General features: G+C 67.6%; 18 protein-coding genes. 11 read left to right on the top strand and 7 right to left on the bottom strand.

Annotation, left to right across the window (positions count from 1 at the left end; all coding sequences use genetic code 11):
* Positions 1-620 precede the first annotated feature (620 nt).
* On the top strand, positions 621-1061 hold the full coding sequence (locus AC1DYP_RS20630; protein ID WP_477047912.1) for an RrF2 family transcriptional regulator: 441 nt from the start codon (positions 621-623) through the stop codon (positions 1059-1061).
* Positions 1062-1145: 84 nt separating this feature from the next.
* Here AC1DYP_RS20630 and AC1DYP_RS20635 read toward each other — a convergent pair whose 3' ends face one another.
* Positions 1146-1577 (bottom strand): CBS domain-containing protein, encoded by a 432-nt coding sequence (locus AC1DYP_RS20635; RefSeq protein ID WP_477047913.1) that lies wholly within the window; start codon positions 1575-1577, stop codon positions 1146-1148.
* 238 nt (positions 1578-1815) lie between these two features.
* On the opposite strand from AC1DYP_RS20635, the gene hfaA reads away from it, so the two are divergent.
* Genes hfaA through hfaD form a run of 3 tightly spaced genes read left to right on the top strand, consistent with a single transcriptional unit; the run spans position 1816 to position 4451 of the window.
* The gene (gene hfaA, locus AC1DYP_RS20640) at positions 1816-2292 is read left to right on the top strand and encodes a holdfast anchoring protein HfaA (RefSeq protein ID WP_477036181.1); all 477 of its coding nucleotides are present in this window, start codon (positions 1816-1818) and stop codon (positions 2290-2292) included.
* Positions 2282-3295 carry a holdfast anchoring protein HfaB gene (hfaB, locus tag AC1DYP_RS20645; RefSeq protein ID WP_477047914.1) on the top strand — a complete coding sequence of 338 codons (1014 nt, stop codon included), beginning with the start codon at positions 2282-2284 and terminating at the stop codon, positions 3293-3295. Before hfaA ends, hfaB begins: the two co-directional genes overlap by 11 nt.
* The gene (gene hfaD / locus AC1DYP_RS20650; RefSeq protein WP_477047962.1) at positions 3261-4451 is read left to right on the top strand and encodes a holdfast anchor protein HfaD; all 1191 of its coding nucleotides are present in this window, start codon (positions 3261-3263) and stop codon (positions 4449-4451) included. The genes hfaB and hfaD overlap by 35 nt, the downstream gene beginning before the upstream one ends.
* Before the next feature lie 17 nt (positions 4452-4468).
* Here the strand turns inward: hfaD and AC1DYP_RS20655 are convergent, their stop codons facing one another.
* Positions 4469-4726: a hypothetical protein gene (locus AC1DYP_RS20655; RefSeq protein WP_477047915.1), complete on the bottom strand. Its 258-nt coding sequence runs from the start codon at positions 4724-4726 to the stop codon at positions 4469-4471.
* A 970-nt stretch (positions 4727-5696) separates the two neighbouring features.
* Between AC1DYP_RS20655 and AC1DYP_RS20660 the strand changes: the two genes are divergently transcribed.
* Both AC1DYP_RS20660 and AC1DYP_RS20665 read left to right on the top strand, forming a co-directional pair.
* Positions 5697-6359, top strand: coding sequence for an HNH endonuclease (locus AC1DYP_RS20660; RefSeq protein WP_477047916.1), 663 nt, complete (start codon positions 5697-5699; stop codon positions 6357-6359).
* A gap of 32 nt (positions 6360-6391) precedes the next feature.
* Positions 6392-6772 carry a hypothetical protein gene (locus AC1DYP_RS20665; protein WP_477047917.1) on the top strand — a complete coding sequence of 127 codons (381 nt, stop codon included), beginning with the start codon at positions 6392-6394 and terminating at the stop codon, positions 6770-6772.
* A gap of 405 nt (positions 6773-7177) precedes the next feature.
* Here AC1DYP_RS20665 and AC1DYP_RS20670 read toward each other — a convergent pair whose 3' ends face one another.
* Entirely contained in the window at positions 7178-9058 is a 1881-nt protein-coding gene (locus AC1DYP_RS20670; protein WP_477047918.1) for a hybrid sensor histidine kinase/response regulator, read from the bottom strand.
* Between the two features lie 195 nt (positions 9059-9253).
* Here AC1DYP_RS20670 and AC1DYP_RS20675 point away from each other — a divergent pair, with 195 nt between their 5' ends.
* On the top strand, positions 9254-12178 hold the full coding sequence (locus tag AC1DYP_RS20675; protein ID WP_477047919.1) for a M16 family metallopeptidase: 2925 nt from the start codon (positions 9254-9256) through the stop codon (positions 12176-12178).
* 150 nt (positions 12179-12328) lie between these two features.
* On the opposite strand, the gene AC1DYP_RS20680 is transcribed toward AC1DYP_RS20675, so the two are convergent.
* Positions 12329-12472: a hypothetical protein gene (locus AC1DYP_RS20680; RefSeq protein ID WP_477047920.1), complete on the bottom strand. Its 144-nt coding sequence runs from the start codon at positions 12470-12472 to the stop codon at positions 12329-12331.
* A 71-nt stretch (positions 12473-12543) separates the two neighbouring features.
* On the opposite strand from AC1DYP_RS20680, the gene AC1DYP_RS20685 reads away from it, so the two are divergent.
* Positions 12544-13464 carry a LysR substrate-binding domain-containing protein gene (locus AC1DYP_RS20685; protein WP_477047921.1) on the top strand — a complete coding sequence of 307 codons (921 nt, stop codon included), beginning with the start codon at positions 12544-12546 and terminating at the stop codon, positions 13462-13464.
* A gap of 101 nt (positions 13465-13565) precedes the next feature.
* Positions 13566-13775 carry a DUF3126 family protein gene (locus AC1DYP_RS20690; protein WP_165189514.1) on the top strand — a complete coding sequence of 70 codons (210 nt, stop codon included), beginning with the start codon at positions 13566-13568 and terminating at the stop codon, positions 13773-13775.
* Positions 13776-13908: 133 nt separating this feature from the next.
* Here the strand turns inward: AC1DYP_RS20690 and AC1DYP_RS20695 are convergent, their stop codons facing one another.
* Positions 13909-15174, bottom strand: a complete 1266-nt coding sequence (locus AC1DYP_RS20695) for an MFS transporter (protein ID WP_477047922.1) — start codon at positions 15172-15174, stop codon at positions 13909-13911.
* A gap of 69 nt (positions 15175-15243) precedes the next feature.
* On the opposite strand from AC1DYP_RS20695, the gene AC1DYP_RS20700 reads away from it, so the two are divergent.
* Together AC1DYP_RS20700 and AC1DYP_RS20705 are read left to right on the top strand one after the other, a co-directional pair.
* The gene (locus AC1DYP_RS20700) at positions 15244-15885 is read left to right on the top strand and encodes a TetR/AcrR family transcriptional regulator (protein WP_477047923.1); all 642 of its coding nucleotides are present in this window, start codon (positions 15244-15246) and stop codon (positions 15883-15885) included.
* Positions 15882-16568: a GNAT family N-acetyltransferase gene (locus tag AC1DYP_RS20705; protein ID WP_477047924.1), complete on the top strand. Its 687-nt coding sequence runs from the start codon at positions 15882-15884 to the stop codon at positions 16566-16568. The genes AC1DYP_RS20700 and AC1DYP_RS20705 overlap by 4 nt, the downstream gene beginning before the upstream one ends.
* Before the next feature lie 216 nt (positions 16569-16784).
* Here AC1DYP_RS20705 and AC1DYP_RS20710 read toward each other — a convergent pair whose 3' ends face one another.
* Together AC1DYP_RS20710 and AC1DYP_RS20715 are read right to left on the bottom strand one after the other, a co-directional pair.
* Positions 16785-18773, bottom strand: a complete 1989-nt coding sequence (locus AC1DYP_RS20710) for an OPT family oligopeptide transporter (protein ID WP_477047925.1) — start codon at positions 18771-18773, stop codon at positions 16785-16787.
* Positions 18774-18900: 127 nt separating this feature from the next.
* Entirely contained in the window at positions 18901-19686 is a 786-nt protein-coding gene (locus AC1DYP_RS20715) for a PhoH family protein (protein ID WP_477036193.1), read from the bottom strand.
* Between the last annotated feature and the right edge of the window lie 148 nt (positions 19687-19834).

Below are 19834 nucleotides of genomic sequence, written 5' to 3' on the forward strand. Positions count from 1 at the left end.
TCGAATTCCGTGTCAAACCGTTTTTTACAAAACCGTCCGAACCAATCCACCAAATCCGCACCAAAGCAAACCCAGTAGACCGAAGCGACCTTCTAGTGAAAGCCGCCAATCAAGTCAAGCAAGAATTCCAAAGAAACCCTCGAAGAACTTGAAGAGTAGTTCCAGAAGTTCTTGCGAACTTCCTTTCTTACTCTCGGGAGGGCGGTTTCTATTGAAGCCGCCATTCCCTGTCAACCGGCCTTTTTACTTTTGTCGATGAGCTGGCCGAGGCCGCTTCGAAGGACAAAAGCGCGGCGACGAAGCCCTTGAAGACAGGGTCTTCGCAAATTCGTCACCGAGTCGATTGAGGCTGCGGAACCTAGCGATCCGCCTTTCCAAATGCAAGGCCCGAAGGCCCCGAATTCGTCCGGCGGGCGTTGGCCCCGAAGCGAGGGCGGTGTGTAGCCACCGCCCCGGGGAGTCGCAACCGCAAAAGCGACCTGATCAACCGCACGCATCGCTTTCCCTGTGCGTGGATCTGTGAATGGTTTGGACCCAGGCTCATATCCGCCGGGGCGACGGCGCTTGCGCTGTCCCCTCCCCTGCCTCCATAGACCTCTGCAATAGGAGGCCCCGCGTCCATGTTGTCCCAGAAAGCGCGCTACGCCCTGCGCGCCATGATCGAACTGGCCCGCGAGAACGGGCAGGTCACCGCCGGCGAACTGGCGATCCGCGCCGACGCGCCGCGCAAGTTCCTCGAGGCCATACTTCTTACACTGTCGCGCCAGGGCCTGGTCGCCAGCCGGCGAGGCAAGTTCGGCGGCTACCTGCTGGGCCGCGAACCCGCAGCGATCAGCTTCGCCGAGATCATCCGCCTGGTCGACGGGCCCCTGGCGCTCACCCCCTGCGTCAGCCGCACGGCCTTCCGCCGTTGCGAGGACTGTCGCGACCTGGCGACCTGCGCCCTGCGCGAGGCCCTGCTGCAGGCCCGCGACGCGACGGCGGCGGTGCTGGAGGGCTACAGCCTGGCGGACGCGGTCGCCGGCTCGGGCGCTGAACTAATCGGCGAACTGGCGCGCTGAACCACGCTCTATATAGGCGCCCTATATATAGAGCAGCGGGCGGCCCGGATTCGGCCGCCCCGAACGCCCTGTTCGGACGCCGCTTCAGCCGGCCGCGATATAGGCCTTCAGCCCGTCGGCCTCGGCCTGGGTCTCGCTGATCTTGTATTTGACCAGGTCGCCGATCGAGATGATGCCCGCCAGGCGCTTGCCCTTGCAGACCGGCAGGTGGCGGATCCGGCGATCGGTCATCCGCTCGAGCAGGGCGTCGACCGTCTCTTCAGGCTGGGCGAAGACCACGTCGCGGGTCATGCAGGAGGAGATCGGCTTGGACAGGGCGGCCGCGCCGCCCTCGGCGATCACCCGCACGATGTCGCGTTCGGACAGGATGCCGGCGATCGTCTCGTCCTCCTCGAGCACGACCATCGCGCCGACGCGCCGGGTGTGCAGCAGGGCCGCCGCCGCGCCCACCGTCTCGTTGGGCGAGGCGGTGAAGACGAGGTCGCCCTTGTCCTTCAGGATTTGAGAAACCAGCAAAGCTTAATCCTCCCTGATACTTATTTCGAAGCAGGGTCTCGCAAAGCGGCCCCCTTATCAATGGGCTGGATCACCGGGGAGCCGACGGGGCCGCATATTGTCGCGCCCGTCAAAGGTCGCGCCCTGGAACCGACGAGCTTAACCAAATCGCGAGACCTTCGGGCGTAGACCGAACGCTGTCCGATATTGGCACGGGGGTTGCTAGCCGTCGGACACGTCGGTGTTCACGAGGTTCCTGATGGCTGCGAGTGAGAAGAAACTGCCGGGCGCCGGGCGTTCGCTGGCGATCAGCGCGGCCGTTCTGGCTCTGGCCATGGCCGCGACCGGCCTGGTGCTCTCCAGCCCGGCCCACGCCCAGACCCTCGAGACCAACTCCGCGTCGTTCAACGCCGGCTACGGCCGCGTGGCGGGTTCCGAGAACCACGTGGTCCAGTATTCGACCCGCGACGCCAACGGCAACCGGGTCATCGTCGACGGCGTGATGCTGACCGGCGCGGACCAGAGCGTCTATTCGTCCAGCCACTCGTCGGGGTCGTTGGACAGCTATTCGGGGGTCGGCAGCCTGGGGGGCTACGGCAGCTCCACGGCGATCGGCAACAACCTGACGGTCATCACCCAGGGCAACAACAACACCGTGATCGTCAACTCCAGTCAGATCAACAACGGCAACATCAGCGCCGGAACGAACGTCGGGAAAACGGGAAATGGCCAGTAAGCGCCTCAACCTCCTGCTGGCGGGCGCCTGCGCCGCGCTGAGCGCCTGCGGCGGCGTTCCCAAGTCGATGAGCGACGGCAACTACGCCACGCCGATCGGCTCGGCGCCGGTGACCGCCAACCCGACGCCCTACACCGCCGGCCTGGTCTGCCTGGCCCAGTACGCCCGGACCAACCACGTGGTCGCGCCGCGCGTCGCCATCGGCCGCATCGCCGACTACACCGGCAAGGAAGAGTCCGACGGTTCGGGCCGCAAGGTCACCCAGGGCGCCTCGCTGCTGGCCATGACCGCCTTCGCCAAGGCTGGCATGCCGATGGTCGAGCGCTTCGACACCTCGGTGTCGGAGTACGAGCTGAAATACGCCAACAACAAGCTGATCTCCGACAACCCCAAGCCGGGCGCCGACGCGCCGGCCGACTATCGCCGCATCCTGGCCGGCCAGGTCCCGGGGTCGGACTTCTACGTGGCCGGCGGCATCACCGAGCTGAACTACAACATCCGCTCGGTCGGGGCCGACGCCTATATCGGCGACAAGGACACCGACGGGCTGAAGGGCAACTTCCGCCGCCGGGTGTTCGTGATGAACATCGCGCTGGACCTGCGCCTGATCAACACCCGCACGCTGGAGGTGGTCGACGTGATCTCCTACCAGAAGCAGGTGGTCGGCCGCGAGATCAGCGTCGGCGTCTTCGACTTCCTCAACGGCAACATCTTCGACATCTCGGCGGGCCGCGGCGCGCTGGAGCCGATGCAGCTGGCCGTGCGCTCGCTGATCGAGCGGGCCACCATCGAGATGAGCGCCAACCTCTACGGCATGCCGGGTCCGCAGAGCTGCCTGCAGTTCGACCCCTACGCCGGCAACACTGTGGGCGCGACCGGGGCCTTCGTCCCCGCCTACAACAACCTGGGAACCAACAATGCGCAGACCCGCGAAGACCCGTCTCGCTGGAACGATCGCAGCGATCCCAGTGTGCGTGATGCTGGCAAGCGGGGTCGCTACTAGCCAGACCACCCAGGGCTCGAACGACCAGTTGAACGTCGGCAATCTTTTCGCCGACCAGACCCTGAACGTCGTCACCGCCGACGAAGGCGTCACCGCCACCACCACGGCCGGGGCCAACACCTTCGGCATGACGGTGGTCAACGCCGACGGCGGCCTGACCTCGAACCAGGTCAACCAGGGCGCGGTCACCGCCCACGGCGTGGTCAATGTCTCAAGCTCCATGGGCGACTCCAGCTCCGTCACCACCACGGCGGTCGGCAACAGCGGCACGGCCACGACGGCCTATGGCACGCTGAGCGGCTTCATGGTCCAGACCAACACCGGCGCGGTCACCGCGCGCAGCCAGATCGAGGGCGAGACCGCCCAGGCCGGCGACGTGATCGAAAGCACCACGGCGGCCGGCAACAGCCAGGGCCTGCTGATGGTCAACGGCTCGATCGGCGCGCGGGTCAGCCAGAACAACCAGGCCGACGTCGCCGCCGACGGCGGGGCCGTGCTGCAGTACGTGGCCGGGACCGCGGTCGTGGCCGGCACCGCCGCGGGCAACAACATCGATCTGACCGGCGCCAACCAGTCCGCCGCCCGGGTGATCACCGACCAGAACAACGGCGCGGCCAATGTCACGGCCACCAAGTTCGCCGCCTACGGCAACAGCAACCTGACCACCACCGGCGCGACCGCCTCGGGCAACAACCTGAACGCCAGCAACGACGGCACGCTGCTGGACGTGGCCAGCCACCAGTACAACACCGCCTATGTGCGGGCCCAGGCCGAGGAAAGCTCGTACCAATTCGGCGGCGCCCAGGCCACGGCCTACGGTGTCGGCAACTCGGTCATGGCCAGCAACGCCAACGGCCCGGGCCTGGTGCTCGACAACGTCCAGGTCAACGACGGCGGCGGGGTCGAGGTGATCGCCAGCTTCGAGGGAACCAGCGGCTACGACGCCGGCGCCAGCGCCACGGCGATCGGCAACGCGGTCAGCGGCTATGCCTGCAATCAGTGCGGCGGCGCCATGACGGCCACCAACAGCCAGTCCAACAATGTCGATGTCAGCGCCCGCTCGACGGTGACCGTCGGCGCCGGACGCTCGGTGGTCGGCATCTCCACGGCGACCGGCAACAACGCGACGTTCTCGGTGACGAACAGCGGCTACTAGAGGCATCCGCTCTCGTCCTAGCTAGAGGGCCATCCGAGCGCATCGGCCCGGCTTTCCAGAAGCTCGCGCCGATGGAACTCCGTCTCCACCCGCAGCTTGGCCAGCGTCTTGGCCATGCTGGCGCTTGGAAAGCGGCGGGCCGCGTCCTCCATTTCGCGAAACGTGGCGTCGTTCAACACCAGCACTTGGTCGATGGCGTCCAGCATCGCCTTGCGCATCCCGCAGAGGCGGCGGGGCTTGGGACGGCGTGTGCGGGGCGGTTTGGACTTGGGCATGGGGTGTTCTCCTTTTCTGGGTTTGGTGCGGCGAACACTTGCCCCCTACGGACCGCTTCGCGGTCGTCTTCCCCCGCAGGGGGAAGAGGGCGTCCTCCGCCCCCTCTGGGGGCGGACAGGCGGCGAAGCCGCCAGGTGGGGGCAAGTGTTAGCGGGCACGATCTGACAGGCACGGCTCTTCGACCTCGAGCTTTCGCTACGAGTGGGTTGGAGAGGCGCGGAGCGGTCCGGGCCGAGCCCGGATGACCGTGATGGAATGATGCGTTTCGGCTAGACCTGACCGCTCCGCCGAACCGTTGTTCACGAGGGCTCGAGACTGAGGGGGCTTGTTTAACCCCGTTCTCCAGTTCCCCTCGGACGGGCAGGATCAAAGGTCGCCCGGCTGTGCCGTCAACGACCCCCGACTGATCCTCGAACAGGCCGGTTTGAACATCCCGGCCCCGTCGTCCCCGGCTGTCCGACGTTCGCCCGTCCCGGGCCTTGGATCCTTCTGAGACCCGCCGCCCAAGACACCACGCCCGCCAAGCCAGCCAGGCCCCGCTCGGTTCGATCCCCATCGCCTGCTTGGGCCGGTACCAAGAGCCCTCCCCCGCGATGGGGACAGCTCTGATTGTGCCGCGGGTTTGAGGTCCGAGGACTGGTGACGCTGCTTTTTCTGCAGGACGTTGGGATCGCTGGGGTTCCGCGCGGCGCTGGTGGGGATGGAGACGGCTCGATCCCCGAAAACCCCTCTCTCTCCTCCGGGAGGGGGTCAAGAAGGCGTCCCTGACGCCATGGGCCAGCGGCGAGACCGCGCCTTGAAACCTTGATGGCGAGCCTGCTCTGGCGGATGGATGGCTTGCGCCGGAAGCTGACGTTCCGAGTGTCCGAGAAGGGTGGTTAGGGGACGTCCGCGCTCGTCGTTAAAGGGTGGTGAGCGGAGCCGAGCGCTACAGTTGCCTTCGCGCGGGGGAACCTCCATCTTAACAGCATGGCTCTCTCACTGCCCGACACGAAGCTGCTTTGGGGTCGCGCGGCCGGGCACTGCTCGCGCGACGGTTGCGGCTGCGACCTAACCCGCTCCAACCAAGGCCAGCACTACGTTCTTGGCGAGCAAGCACATGTTACTGGCCAATCGCCTGCGGGGCCGCGCCCGATCCAGCAAGGTGGGCCGGACACCTACGAGAACATGATCCTGCTATGCCCAACCTGCCATACCGAGATCGACAAGAAGCCTGACCTGTTCCCCAAGGACTTACTCCTCGCATGGAAGAACAAGCATGAGGAGGCAGTCGCAGCCTACGGCTCGGAACAGCACTACGCATCGAACGAGCAACTTACCTCCGCCATCAAGGCGATCCTCGACGAGAACCATGTATTCTTCAAAGAGTATGGTCCCAATTCCGATATCGCTGAGGCAAATCCCTCCTCGAACGCCTATAATGTGTGGGAGATCGGCCGAGCTGCGAAGCTTGTGCCGAACAACGTCCGTATCCTCAATATGCTTAGAACAAATGCGGACGTCCTGACGCTTGAGCAGAAGGCGGCTGTGCCCGCCTTCATCGCGCACGCGGAGGGCTTTGCCCATCACGTTCAGGAGCGGCTCGATCACTACCCTTTATTTCCTGCAAAGTTCGCAGAGGTTTTCAAGTGATGTCCGGAAATGGAGGCAACGCGTGGGGCGTCTTGTATAGCCGCATCACGTTTCTTGAACGAATTCTGCGCCAGCATTCGAACGTTGAAATACTAGGCCGCCACGACGACATTGCCTTTGCGATCCGGTTCACGCGCAGCGGCCGTGAGATCGATGTTGTGGTCGTCGATCCCTACACCGCTTCCTTGGACTTGGTACAGCGTATCATCGACGCGTTCCCTCGTGTCGGGATAATCTTTGTTGGAGGCAAGTGGGCAGGGTGGACTCAGGAGGCTTATGATTATTGCCAAGAACGCGGCATCGGCATCTTCAACGCTGGCGGCATGGCGGGCGCGCTACACAAAGGTGATTTCTGGACCTATGTTGGTGTCGATTCGGACGGCAATAGCACAAATGCAATCCATCCTTCCTGAAGGGTGCGAGCTATACGGCATCGGATCGTTCTTCGAAGGTCGAGAGACCTTTAGAGATGTGGATCTGGTGGTCGTGACGTCGGACAGGTCGACGCCAGCACGGTCCACAAGAGCGTTCAGGCAGGCCGCTGTTAAAACGGGGCGGGAGCTGAGCGTCACATTCGACATCACCGTCTTCACGGAGCCCGAGTTCGCAGCAAAGCCGCTTCGCGACATGGGGAAGCTTGTCCTGTTGGCTCGCACATGAGCGACGGTCCCGGTCCAAAAATCTAGCTCTGCAATGGCACCAATAGCGGACACCCCCAACAGCCACGTTGAGTCAGGCCTGTGCGGTCAGCCGAGGCGTAAAAGGTCCGCAATGGGGTCGAAAGCCGTCATCGATACTGCCCCGCGAAGCAGACGCCCTCAGCCCTCCGCCGCGCCCCACAGCGCCACCTTGCTCAGCAGCTCGCCGGTGGCGATCGGCTTGGCGATGTGGTCGTTCATGCCGCAGGCTCGGTAGAGCTCGACCTGGTGGGCCAGGGCGTTGGCGCTCAGCGCGATGATCGGCACCTCCGCGGCGGGCCCGTGCAGCCGACGGATGGCGCGGGTGGCGCTGACCCCGTCCTGCAGCGGCATCTGCACGTCCATCAACACCAGGTCGTGCTCGCCGCGCGCCGCCAGGGCGACGGCCTCGACGCCGTTGACGGCCAGGTCGACCTGGTGGCCGACCGACCGCAGGATCGCGCCGACCAGCTCGCGATTGGCCTCGTTGTCGTCGGCCAGCAGCACCCGGACACCCGGCGCCGGTGCGTGGGGGAGCGCCTCCTCCGGGGCGGGCCCGCCGTCGGCGGCGACCAGCAAGGGCAGCACGCACCAGAACCGCGAGCCCTGCCCCAGCGTGCTGGACGCCCCGACCTCGCCGCCCATCGCCTGGGCCAGCCGCCGGGTGATCGACAGGCCAAGGCCGGTGCCGCCGAACTGGCGCGTGACCGTGGCGTCGGCCTGGGTGAACCGCTCGAAGACGTGCTCGATCATGTCCTCGGCCACGCCGACGCCGGTGTCGGTGACCGACAGCTCGATCCGGGCCGCCCCGTCCGGACCGTCGTGGTCGAGACATCGGGCCGTCAGGGTCACCGAACCCTCGGTCGTGAACTTCACCGCATTGCCCAGCAGGTTCAGCAGGATCTGACGCAGGCGCTCGGGGTCGCCGACCACGAACCGGGGCGTGTCGGCGTCGACCTGCTTGCTCAGCGACAGGCCCTTGGGCCCGGCCTGAGCCTCGATGATGCCCAGGGCCTGGTCCAGCACGGTCTCCAGCGCGAACGGCCGCGGGTCCAGCTCGACCCCGCCGGCGTCCAGCTTCGACAGGTCCAGCACGTCGTTCAGCGTCGACATCAGGGCCTGGCCGGCGTCCTCGATGCGGCTCAGATAGCGACGCTGCTCGGGGCTCAACGAAGCGTCGCGCAGCAGGCCGGCGAAGCCGATCACGCTGGTCAGGGGCGTGCGCAGTTCGTGGCTCATATTGGCCAGGAACTCTTCCTTGACCCGGGCCGCGGCCTCGGCCCGGGCGTGGGCCACGGCCAGTTCGCGGCGGGCCTCGATCTCGTCGGTCATGTCGACCTGGTTGACCAGCACGCTGACGGCGCCGGTCACCGGGTCCAGCGTCCGGCGAGCATCCAGGCCGTGCCACATCGTCTGGCCGTCGACCACAACCCGGCAGGAGCCGACCCAGAAGCCCCGCTCCAGGGCCGTCTTCCAGATGCCGCCCGCCTCGCACGGGTCGACGAAGATCTGGTCGAACGTCGTCTGTTCGGGAAAGGCGGCCTGGCGACTGGGATTGGCGAACAGCCGGCGGCCCTTGGCGTCGAACAGGCCGACCAGCACCGGCGTATGGCGCAGGGCTTCGGTGGCCCGCTGTTCGTCGGCCGAGCGGTCGTCGGGCACCGCCTCGAACAGCATGGCTTCGCCGCCGTCGCTCAGGGTGATCGCCGAGATCGTCGCCTGCACCGAGACGGGCAGGCCCAGCGGATAGAAGGTCCAGCGCTCGGTCACGGTCTCGCCGCTGGCCACCCTCTGGGCGAGGGCGTCCATGCGGGCCCGCACGGCCGGCGACTGGGCGGAGAAGTCGCGGGCCAGCAGCGCTTCCAGGCTCTCGGCGCCCCACAGGGCCACCGCCGCCGGATTGGCGTAGACCTTGCGCTTGCGCACGTCGTCGAACACCCAGACCGGCCGGCGCAGGCGGTCGAGCCCCGCCGCGTCGAACGGCAGGCCGGCTAGCGCGGACGTGGGGTTGGCGGAGGACATGATCGGGGGCGCTGCTGCGGGGCTCTTTAAAGTAGTCCATCCCGACGACAGTTCGACGTGCATTCGCACGGACCTAATGTCGCACGGCCGACAGCCAAGCGTGGCCGTTCCGCCCAACCGACGCCTTGCTTGCGCCACGCGCTCCGGCCAAGGTGCGCCCCTTCAATCGCTCTACTTCTTACTGCAAGGTCGCACATGATCCGCGTTTCGCGCCTGGCGCTCGTTCTCTCGGCCGGGCTCAGCCTCTCCGCCTGCGCGACCGTTTCCAACCTGATGCCCGGCGGGGACGACAAGGCGGCCGCGCCGTCGTCAGCGCCCAAGGCGGCCGCGACGCCCGCCGTGTCCGGCGCCGTCCCGACCATCGACCAGGTGAAGCCCGGCCAGTGGCCGCAGGCGGTGTCTGACGTCGCGCCCGATCCGCGCGTGCGGTTCGGCGTGCTGTCCAACGGCATGCGCTACGCGATCCAGAAGAACGCCACCCCGCCCGGCCAGGCCGCCCTGCGCCTGTGGTTCGACGCCGGCTCGCTGGACGAAACCGACGAGCAGCAGGGCCTGGCCCACTTCCTGGAGCACATGGCCTTCAACGGCTCCAAGAACGTGCCCGAAAACGAGATGACCAAGATCCTCGAGCGCCACGGCCTGGCCTTCGGCGCCGACACCAACGCCTCGACCAATTTCAGCGAGACCACCTATCAGCTGGACCTGCCCAAGACCGACGACGACACGGTCGACACCTCGCTGATGTTGCTGCGCGAGGCGGCCGGCGAGCTGACTATCGCGCCCGACGCCGTCGACCGCGAGCGCGGCGTGGTGCTGTCGGAGGAACGCACCCGCGACAGCCCCGGCTACCGGGTGTTCGTCAACACCTTCGGCTTCCAGCTGGAAGGCCAGCGGCCGCCTCAGCGCCTGCCGATCGGCAAGACCGAGATCCTCAAGACCGCCCCGGCCCAGACCATCCGCGACTTCTACCAGGCCTGGTACCGGCCCGAGAACGCCGTGGTCGTGGCCGTCGGCGACTTCGACGTCGACGCCATGGAGGCCAAGATCAAGGCCCGGTTCGGCGACTGGAAGGGCCAGGGCCAGCCGGGCGTGAAGCCGGACCTGGGCCCCGTGGCCAAGCGCGGCCTGACCGCCAAGGTGCTGGTCGAGCCCGGCGCCCAGACCTCGGTCCAGATGGCCTGGATCCTGCCGCCCGACCTGGAGCTGGAGACCCGCGCCAAGGACAAGGAAGAGCTGGCCAAGGCCCTGGGCTTCGCGGTGCTGAACCGCCGGCTGCAGGTGCTGACCCGGTCGGACAACCCGCCGTTCATCGTCGCCATGGCCGTGCAGAACGACCAGGAGCACGCCGCCGACATCACCACCCTGGCCGCCACGGTCCAGCCGGGCCACTGGAACGAGGCCCTGACCGCGCTCGAACAGGAACAGCGCCGCATCGTGCAGTACGGCGTGCGCCAGGACGAGCTGGATCGCGAGATCGCGTCCATGCGCGCCGGCTTCGTGGCCGCCGCCGCCGGCGAGGCCACCCAGCGCACCACGGCCCTGGCCGGCGGCATCGTCGGCACGCTGGGCGACCGCGAGGTCGTCACCAGCCCCTCCCAGAACCTCGTCGTCTTCGACGAAGCCACGAAAGGCCTGACCGCCGACAAGGTCTCGGTCCTGCTGAAGGACCAGTTCGTTGGCTCCGGCCCGCTGATCGTCATCCCGACGCCGACCGCCATCGAGGGCGCGGAAAAGGCTGTCACCGACGCCTACGCCACCTCGGCCAAGACCCCGGTCGCCGCCCCGGCCGCGCCGGGCGTCACCAACTGGCCCTATGCCAGCTTCGGTCCCAAGGGCGCGGTCGTCGAGCAGAAGGACGTCGCCGACCTGGACGCCGTCTTCGTGCGCTTCGCCAACGGCGTGCGCCTGACGGTCAAGCCGACCAAGTTCCGCGACGACCAGATCCTGGTGAAGGCCCGGATCGGCCACGGCCTGCTGGACCTGCCCGCGAACAGCCAGAGCCCGATGTGGGCCGGCTCGGCCTTCATCGAGGGCGGCCTCAAGCAGATCAGCACCCAGGACATGGAGCGGGTGCTGAACGGCAAGGTCTACAACGCCGGCCTGGGGGTCGAGGACGACGCCTTCAGCCTGTCGGGCCGCACGCGTCCGGAAGACTTCGACACCGAGTTGCAGGTCCTGGCCGCCTACGCCACCGAGGGCGGCTGGCGGCCCGAGGCCTTCAACCGCATCAAGACCTACTACGGCTCGATCCACGATCAACTGGAGAGCACCCCCGGCGGCGTGATGGGCCGTGACCTGGGCGGACTGCTGCACGGCGGCGACGGCCGCTGGACCTTCCCCAGCCGCCAGCAGATCGCCGCGACGTCGCTGGACCAGCTGAAGACCACGGTGTCCGGCCCGCTGGCCGCCGACTCCATCGAGGTGGTGATCGTCGGCGACATCACGGTCGACAAGGCCGTGGCGGCGGTGGCCCAGACCTTCGGCGCCCTGCCGACCCGCGCCGACACCCCCGCCCCGGCCGGGGCCGAGAAGGCGCCCTTCCCCGCCCCATCGCCGACCCCGATCGTCCGCACCCACAAGGGTCGGGCCGACCAAGGCCAGCTCTTCATGGCCTGGAAGACCGACGACCTGTTCAGCGATCTGCAGCGCGCCCGCAACACCCAGGTCCTGGCCCAGGTGATGCAGTTGCGCCTGACCGACGAACTGCGCGAGAAGCAGGGGGCGACCTATTCGCCCTCGGCCTCGGCGACGGCCAGCGTGGCCTTCACCGGCTGGGGCTATCTGGCGGTCAGCGTCGAGACCCCGCCCGACAAGATCGACGGCGTCGTGGCCAGCATCCGCAAGATCGCCGCCGACCTGCGCGACAAGCCGGTCAGCGCCGACGAGCTGGAGCGGGCCAAGAAGCCGCGCATCGACCAGATCGAGAAGGCCCGCGAGACCAACGAATACTGGCTGGGGGCGCTGTCGGGCGCCCAGACCGATCCGCGCCTGCTGACCGCCACCCGCTCGGTGATCGCCGGCCTGCAACGTGTGACGATCGCCGACGTCCAGAAGGCCGCCCAGACCTTCCTGGGCGACGACAAGTCGTGGACGATGATCGTCAAGCCGGAGGGGAAGTAGGGTCCAACTCAAACTTCCATTCATCCCGGCGAAAGCCGGGACCCAAGCTGACGATCAGGATAGGTCTGTGCGACTGGGTCCGCCAAGCCAAACTCTAGGCTCGGCTTGGGTCCCGGCTTTCGCCGGGATGAATGGAGTGAGGGAACAGAGCTACCGGCAGGCGATCAGGTGGACCTGATCCCGCCGCGCCTCGGCTTTCGGCGAGGCCAGCACCCCGTAGGCCGCCAGGCTCCAGATCGCCACCACGGCCAGCCATTGGGCAAAGGTGACTTGGTGGGGCTTGGTCCGGTTCATGCCCTCCCTATCCCCCAGTTGCCCTTCCTCGAATAACGACTTATCAGCGGACATCTGTGAGGTTTCGTCACATGGCCGCCCGCTCGCTTCCGCCGCTCAACGCCCTGCGCGCCTTCGAGGCGTTCGGTCGGCGCGGCCGGATGACCCTGGCGGCCGACGAGCTGTGCGTCAGCCACGGGGCGATCAGCCGCCAGATCCGCCAGCTCGAGGACCACCTGGGCGTTGCGCTCACAGACGGGCCGCGCAACCGCCTGACCCTGACCGAGACCGGCCTGACCCTGACCCAGGCCCTGACCGTGGCGCTGGACCAGATCGAGGCCGCCCTGCCCCGACCCGCCGGCGGTGACGGGACCCTGGTGGTCTCGTGCCTGCCGACCTTCGCCATGAAGTGGCTGATCCCGCGCCTGCCCGACTTCGTAGCCGCCCGTCCGGAAATCCAGGCGCGGATCGTGGAGTCCAACGGACCGTTCGACTTCCGCGCCGACGGCGTCGACCTGGCCATCCGCATGCGGCTGCCCGACGCGCCGCCCTCGACCGACGCCGACGTCACGCCGTTCCTCAAGCACTATGTCGGCCCCGTAGCCTCGCCCGACCTCGCCGCCCAGGTCCACGACCTGGACAGCCTGGCCCGCCCGCCGCGCCTGCACACCCGCACCTTCATGGAGGCCTGGGCCGAATGGGAGGCCGCAGCGGGCGTCACCGTATCGCCAGCGGCGATGAACCGCGAGTTCGACCACTATTTCTACATGCTGGAAGCGGCCGCCGCGGGCCTGGGCGTGGCGCTCAGCCCGTTCGCCTTCGTCGAGAACGACCTGCGGGCCGGACGCCTTGTCGCGCCGCTGGGCTTCGTCCCCGGCCACGCCGGGGTCTGCGCCCTTACGCCCAAGGGCAAGGCCACCCAGGCGGCCCGCCGGTTCCGCGATTGGCTGGTCGTCCAGGGCGCGGCGACGGCCCCGCCGTCCGACATCGGAACCGGGTTCTCAACAAGCTGAGCCGCCTTCGGACGCAAAACCCCTTACACTTTGCGCTGACGCCCTCTAGTTTCCGCCGATCCCCCGCGCCCCGCGCGCCCCATCGATATCAGGAGCCCGTCATGGACGCCGCCACCATCGCCAAGCTCGAAGGCCATCTGAAGCGCACCTTCGGCAACCCGCACATCGCCCTCAAGGCCCGTCCCAAGCAGAAGGATTCCGCCGAGGTCGAAGTGGCCGGCGAATTCATCGGCGTCATCTTCCAGGACGAGGACGAGGACGGCTCGTTCATGTTCGAGATGGCGATCCTGGCCGAAGACCTGGAAGGCTAGTTCGGCTTTCGACTTGCCCCCACCTGGCGGCTTCGCCGCCTGTCCGCCCCCATAGGGGTCGGAGGACGCAGCGCTCAAGAACCTCTTCCCCCTATGGGGGAAGACGGTCGCGAAGCGACCCGTAGGGGGCAAGTCAGGCCGCGCTCACGACCAAGCTCCGCCGCACCATCAGCGACGCCCCAGCCGCCAGCAGTCCCGCGACGCCGGCGATGACGAAGGCCTCCAGATACTGCCCCTGCTGCGCGCGGATCACCCCCGCGCCGATCGCCGCCGTCGCCGCGCCCAGCTGGTGGCCCGCCCCGATCCAGCCGAACACGATCGGCCCGTCGCGATCCCCGAACGCCTCGGTCGCCAGCCGCACCGTCGGCGGCACCGTCGCGATCCAGTCCAACCCGTAGAACACCGCGAACACCGAGAGGCTCATCAGCGAGAAGTCCGAGAACGGCAGGTAGATCAGCGAGAGTCCGCGCAGGGCGTAGTAGACGAACAGCAGTTTGCGCGGATCGTAGCGGTCGGTCAGCCAACCCGAGGCCGTGGTGCCGAACAGGTCGAACAGGCCCATCAGCGCCAACAGGCCGGCGGCCTTGACCTCGGGCAGGCCCCGGTCGCCGCAGAAGGCGATCATGTGCACGCCGATCAGGCCGTTGGTGGTCAGGCCGCAGATGAAGAAGCCGCCGAACAGCAGCCAGAAGGTGCGGGTCTTGCTGGCCCGGTGCAGGGCGCCGAACGCGGTCGCCAGGGCGTTCGAGGCCGAGCCCTTGGGCGGCGGGGTCCAGTCGTCGGGCGCGCCGAACGGACGCTGTCCGATGGCGTCGGGGCTCTCGGGGATCAGCAGCCAGCAGATCGGGGCCATGATCGCGGCGACGGCGGCCACGGTCAGCACCACCGGCCGCCAGCCGCCGTGATCGGCGATCCAGGCCATGGCCGGCAGGAAGATCAGCGAACCCGTGGCCGTGGCGGCGGTCAGCAGGCCCAGCATCAGGCCGCGCCGCTGGACGAACCAGCGATTGACGATGGTCGCGCCCAGCACCATGGCCACCGCCCCGCTGCCCACGCCCGCCATCACGCCCCAGGTGGCCACGTACTGCCAGCTTTGGGTCATGAAGGCCGAAAGCCCGGTCGAGACCGCCATCAGCAGCAGAGCCAGGCTGATCGTGCGCCGCACGCCGAACGACTGCATCAGCGCCGCCGCGAACGGTCCGGTCAGGCCGTAGAGGAAGATGCCGATCCCGGCCGCCAACGAGATCGAGGCCCGATCCCAGTGGAAGGCCTTCTCCAGCGGCAGGATCAGCACGCCCGGCGCGGCCCGGAGGCCAGCGGCCGACAAGAGCGCTAGAAAAGTCGCTGCGGCGACGACGAAGGCGTAGCGATTTCCCAGGGTGCGGCGAAGGATCTGCATGCGATGTGACCGATCGGTACGGGGCTTGTCGCCCTGCATACGTACCGGTAAGTAACATCGTCAAGAGCCATGGCCAAGAACGACGAGAAATCTTCGGGTTTGATCCCCGAACACCACCTGCCCTACGGCCCCGGACCGCGCGCGGCCGAGCGGATCTTCGAGACCGCGCGGGAGCTGTTCTACCGTGAAGGCATCCGGGCGGTCGGGGTCGACGAGATCGTCACCAAGGCCGGCGTGACCAAGCCCAGCCTCTATCGCGGCTTCAAGTCCAAGGACGACCTGGTGGCCGCGGTGCTGCGCGAGGTCGAGGTCGGTTTCTGGGACCGCTTCGACGCGGCCGAAGCGGCGTTCCCGAACGATCCCAAGGCCCAGATGGTCGCCTTTTTCGAAGGCCTGGCCGCGCGTTCGGGCGGGGCCGACTATCGCGGCTGCGCGCTCAGCAACGCCGTGGTCGAGTATCCGGACCGCGACCATGCCGGCCGGGCCGTGGCCCAGGTGCACAAGCAGGACCTGCGCACCCGGCTGCGGGCCAAGGCCGAGGCGATGGGCGCCTCCGATCCCGGCGGCCTGGGCGACGCGATGATGTTGCTGGTCGAGGGGGTGTTCACCTCCAGCCAGATGTTCGACGACGACGACAAGCCGGCCCTGGCCGTGGTCGGGGCGGTCAAGGCGTTGATCGGGGCGTATTGCTCCCCAACTGAGGGACGATGAGCGAGCATCCCCTCGATCGCGTGATCTGGAACGCCTTCACCAGCCGGCAGGCGCACTTGGCGCTGCGGGACGGCGGAGCCCTGCGGGTCCATCCCGACTTTGGCCTGTTCGTCGCCACGGCGGATCACGCGCCGGAGACCCTGGCCGCCCTTTCCCGCCTGGTGCACGCCCATCCGGGCGAGGTGGGCGTCGTCGAACGGTTCGACCCGCCGGCCGTTCCCGGCACGGAAGTCACGCGGCGCGCGGTGCTCAACCAGATGGTCGCCGAGACCCTGGCCGCGCCGAGGCCGGTCGATTTCGAGATCCTGCCCCTCGCTGACGTCGACGCGCCCGAGATGCTGGCCCTGGCCATCCTGACCGCGCCCGGCCCGTTCTTCTCGCGCACCCATCAGTTGGGAGAATTCGTCGGCGTGAAGGTCGACGGCCGGCTGGTCGCCATGGCCGGCGAGCGCCTACGGCCCACGGGGTTCACCGAGGTCAGCGCCGTCTGCGCCCATCCAGACCATCGCGGCAAGGGCTATGCGGCGAAGCTGATGCTGCACGTGGCCCATAAGATCGTGGCGCGCGGCGAGACCCCGTTCCTGCACAGCTACGCCGACAACGCCGGGGCCATCGCGCTGTACGAGGCGCTGGGGTTCCGGTTCCGGTGCGAGCAGGTGCTGACCGTTCTGGCGCCGGCCTAAATTCCCCCAAAACACCGCTCTTCCCGGCGAAGGCCGGGACCCAGATCCCATGGCTGTGTGGTGGGTTGGAGTGGCTCAGCATTCGTGGGGTCAGACCCACCGCTATTCCATCTGGGTCCCGGCCTTCGCCGGGAAAAGCGGAGTAACTAGGACCGAAACAAAAAGGACCCAGAAAGCTTTCGCCTTCCGGGTCCCTTTGAACGCTCAGACCCGTACCTAGGCCTGGATCTTGTTCGCCGAGCGCCTCGCCCAGCCGTACAGCCCCACGACCACGACCGCCGCGGCGATCAGGGCGAAGATCATGCCCACGTGCTCGGACGGCGCGAAGGGAACTTCCAGGGGCGAGGCCTTCTGGGTGGCGACAATCAGCACGGCCAGGGCCACGTTGAACAGGCTCTCGCCGACGATGAAGCCCGAGGCGACCAGCACGCCCAGGCGCTTGGCCGGCTCGGCCATGCGGTCCTTGGCGACGACCTTCTCGTAGATCCAGCCGGCCAGGGCCCCGACCACGACCGGCGCGGTCACCGCGCTGGGCAGGTAGATGGCCAGGCCCACGCCCAGCGGCGGCAGGCTGAACCGGCCGTTGCTGGATTTGCGCAGGATGATGTCGACCAGCACCAGGCCCAGGCCGATCAGGGCGCCGTAGCCCAGCAGGGTCCAGTTCAGGTCGTGGGCGATCACGCCCTTGGCCAGGGTCGAGATCAGGGTCGCCTGCGGGGCGTCCAGCGGCGTGGCGCCGGCGACGGTGTTGAGGTTGGCCGCGCCCGAGAAGCCGTTCGACTGGTTCAGCAGCTCCAGCACGAAGGGGATCACGATCGCGCCGGCGGTGACGCCGATGACCAGGGCCACCTGCTGCTTCCACGGCGTGGCGTCGACCAGTTGGCCGGTCTTCAGGTCCTGCAGGTTGTCGTTGGCGACCACGGCCACGGCCAGAACCATGGTGGTGACATAGAGGGCGTAGGCGACCAGGGCCTTGGCGATGTCGGGGCCGATCACGCCGCGGCCGACGACGCCGACCATCAGCGAGGCGCCCAGCACGGTCAGGATGGCGATGCCCGAGACCGGGCTGTTGGACGAGCCGATCAGGCCGGCCATGTAGCCGCAGACGGCGGCGGCCAGCAGGCCGGCGATCAGCACGTAGCCGATGCCGATGGCCACCAGCGGCGCGGCCAGGCTGGCGATCGGGCCGCCGGTCAGGAAGTGGGCCAGGAACCAGCCGGCCGGGGCCAGCAGCAGCAGCGACACCAGGCCGACGATGCCGATCGGGATGTCCTGTTCGGTGCGCGGGATCACCGCGCCGCCGACCTTGCGGGCCTTGTTGGCCTCGAAGGCCGACATCAGGCCGGCCCAGATCGGCAGGGCCAGCTTGCCCAGGGTCCAGATGGCGGCGGCGCCGATAACGCCGGCGCCCATGAACCGCACCTCGGTCTTCCAGACGGTCAGGGCGTGCTTGGCGACGTCGGCGCCGGGCATCGGATGCAGGCTGGTCATGACGGGGACCAAAACGCCCCAGGCGATGGCCAGGCCGGCGAACATGGCGACGCCGACGGTGATGCCCATCAGGTGGCCCGCGCCCATCAGGGCCAGCGAGCTGGAGGCGCCCAGGCCGGTCGCGCCGGCCCCGGCCTTGAAGTAGCCCGCCACTTCGGCGGCGAAGATCTTGGCGGCGGCCAGGGCGGCGAACAGAGCCGAGGCGACGGTGCCCAGCACCACGGCGACGAGACCGAAGACGCCCTCGGCGGCGCCGGCCCGCGACCCGGTGCCGACCTTCAGCACCTCGGCGGCGGCGACGCCCTCCGGATAGGGCAGGTCGGAATTGGTCACCAGGGCCCGGCGCAGGGGGATGGTGTACATCACGCCCAGGATCCCGCCGACGAGACAGGCGCCGAAGGTGGCCAGGAACGGCACCTTGCTCCACCAGCCGATCATCAGCAGGCCCGGCAGGACGAAGATCACCGACGACAGCGTCCCCGCCGCCGAGGCGATGGTCTGGACAATGTTGTTTTCCTGGATCGTGCCGGTGCGGAACAGCCGCAGCAGGGCCATCGAGATGACGGCGGCCGGGATCGAAGTGGCGAAGGTCAGACCGACCTTAAGACCCAGATAGACCTGGGCCATCGTGAAGATGACGGTGATGGCGATCCCGAGAAGGACCCCTCGGATAGTGAACTCCGAACGAGGAGTCGCGGCGGCGTCGGACGACATGAAGGGTCCCAAAACAGTTAAGGCGGTCGGACCTTGCACGTCCGACCGCCCCAAACTCAAGTGTTGTTCCGCATTTTCGCGTTTTGCGGGTCGGCGCTACCCTTCAGAGCGCCTTTTCAGGAAGGCTTCAGAGAACGCCCAGCATTTCGGCGACCAGCGGGTGGCGGACGATGTCGCGGTCGGCCAGACGGACCACCGCGATGTTCTCGAGCGCCTCGAACTTCTCGGCCACGTCGCCCAGGCCCGAGATGCCCGGCAGCAGGTCCGATTGGTTCGGGTCGCCCGTGACCACCATGGTCGAGTTCCAGCCCAGGCGGGTCAGCAGCATCTTCAGCTGCATGTAGGTGCAGTTCTGGGCCTCGTCGATCACCACGAAGGCGTTGTTGAGCGTGCGGCCGCGCATGAAGCCGACCGGCGCGATCTCGATCGCCCCCTCGGCCATCAGGGCGCGCATCCGCTTGACCGACAGACGGTCGCTCATGGCGTCGTAGAGCGGGCGCAGATAGGGGGCCAGCTTCTCTTCCATGTCGCCCGGCAGGTAGCCCAGCGACTCGCCGGCCTCGACGGCGGGACGCGACAACACGATGCGGCCGACCTTGCCGGCCTCCAGAGCTTCGACGGCCTTGGCGATCGCGATGTAGGTCTTGCCGGTGCCCGCCGGACCCAGCGCCATGATCAGGTTCTTGTCGTCGATCGCCTCCATCAGGCTGGCCTGGCCTGGCGATTTGGGTTTGATCGTTTTGAGGTAACTCTGGTCCCGGTCCTCATGCCCCGGATTGCCCAAGGGCGACCAAGCTTGGCGATGCTCCACCGGCAGGCGGCGCACCTTGGCGTCGTCGTCGTAACGGCCAGCGTCGTTCGCGCCTTCGCGCACCATCCGCTTGAGAGCTCGCTTGGTCATGTAAGCCTCCATTCAGGCATGAAAAAAGGACGTGGCCGAATGGCGACGTCCTTGGAGCAGGTGGGGAGGAGAAAAACAGAGACGCGAGCGCGGCCGGGCGGTTCGGAGCTTGCCCCCGAAGGCGGTAGCGTACGCCCAAACCCCAAAACCGACACCCAAG

It is taken from the genome of Caulobacter sp. P1_D6, assembly GCF_056406095.1.

What these genes read in the sequence shown, in the direction of transcription:
- AC1DYP_RS20660 (WP_477047916.1), top strand. Translation starts at nt 5,697, where the DNA reads ATGGCTCTCTCACTGCCCGACACGAAGCTGCTTTGGGGTCGCGCGGCC.
- AC1DYP_RS20695 (WP_477047922.1), bottom strand. Translation starts at nt 15,174, where the DNA reads ATGCAGATCCTTCGCCGCACCCTGGGAAATCGCTACGCCTTCGTCGTC.
- AC1DYP_RS20670 (WP_477047918.1), bottom strand. Translation starts at nt 9,058, where the DNA reads ATGTCCTCCGCCAACCCCACGTCCGCGCTAGCCGGCCTGCCGTTCGAC.
- AC1DYP_RS20630 (WP_477047912.1), top strand. Translation starts at nt 621, where the DNA reads ATGTTGTCCCAGAAAGCGCGCTACGCCCTGCGCGCCATGATCGAACTG.
- AC1DYP_RS20675 (WP_477047919.1), top strand. Translation starts at nt 9,254, where the DNA reads ATGATCCGCGTTTCGCGCCTGGCGCTCGTTCTCTCGGCCGGGCTCAGC.
- AC1DYP_RS20705 (WP_477047924.1), top strand. Translation starts at nt 15,882, where the DNA reads ATGAGCGAGCATCCCCTCGATCGCGTGATCTGGAACGCCTTCACCAGC.
- hfaA (WP_477036181.1), top strand. Translation starts at nt 1,816, where the DNA reads ATGGCTGCGAGTGAGAAGAAACTGCCGGGCGCCGGGCGTTCGCTGGCG.
- AC1DYP_RS20655 (WP_477047915.1), bottom strand. Translation starts at nt 4,726, where the DNA reads ATGCCCAAGTCCAAACCGCCCCGCACACGCCGTCCCAAGCCCCGCCGC.
- AC1DYP_RS20685 (WP_477047921.1), top strand. Translation starts at nt 12,544, where the DNA reads ATGGCCGCCCGCTCGCTTCCGCCGCTCAACGCCCTGCGCGCCTTCGAG.
- AC1DYP_RS20710 (WP_477047925.1), bottom strand. Translation starts at nt 18,773, where the DNA reads ATGTCGTCCGACGCCGCCGCGACTCCTCGTTCGGAGTTCACTATCCGA.
- AC1DYP_RS20715 (WP_477036193.1), bottom strand. Translation starts at nt 19,686, where the DNA reads ATGGAGGCTTACATGACCAAGCGAGCTCTCAAGCGGATGGTGCGCGAA.
- AC1DYP_RS20700 (WP_477047923.1), top strand. Translation starts at nt 15,244, where the DNA reads ATGGCCAAGAACGACGAGAAATCTTCGGGTTTGATCCCCGAACACCAC.
- AC1DYP_RS20680 (WP_477047920.1), bottom strand. Translation starts at nt 12,472, where the DNA reads ATGAACCGGACCAAGCCCCACCAAGTCACCTTTGCCCAATGGCTGGCC.
- hfaB (WP_477047914.1), top strand. Translation starts at nt 2,282, where the DNA reads ATGGCCAGTAAGCGCCTCAACCTCCTGCTGGCGGGCGCCTGCGCCGCG.
- AC1DYP_RS20690 (WP_165189514.1), top strand. Translation starts at nt 13,566, where the DNA reads ATGGACGCCGCCACCATCGCCAAGCTCGAAGGCCATCTGAAGCGCACC.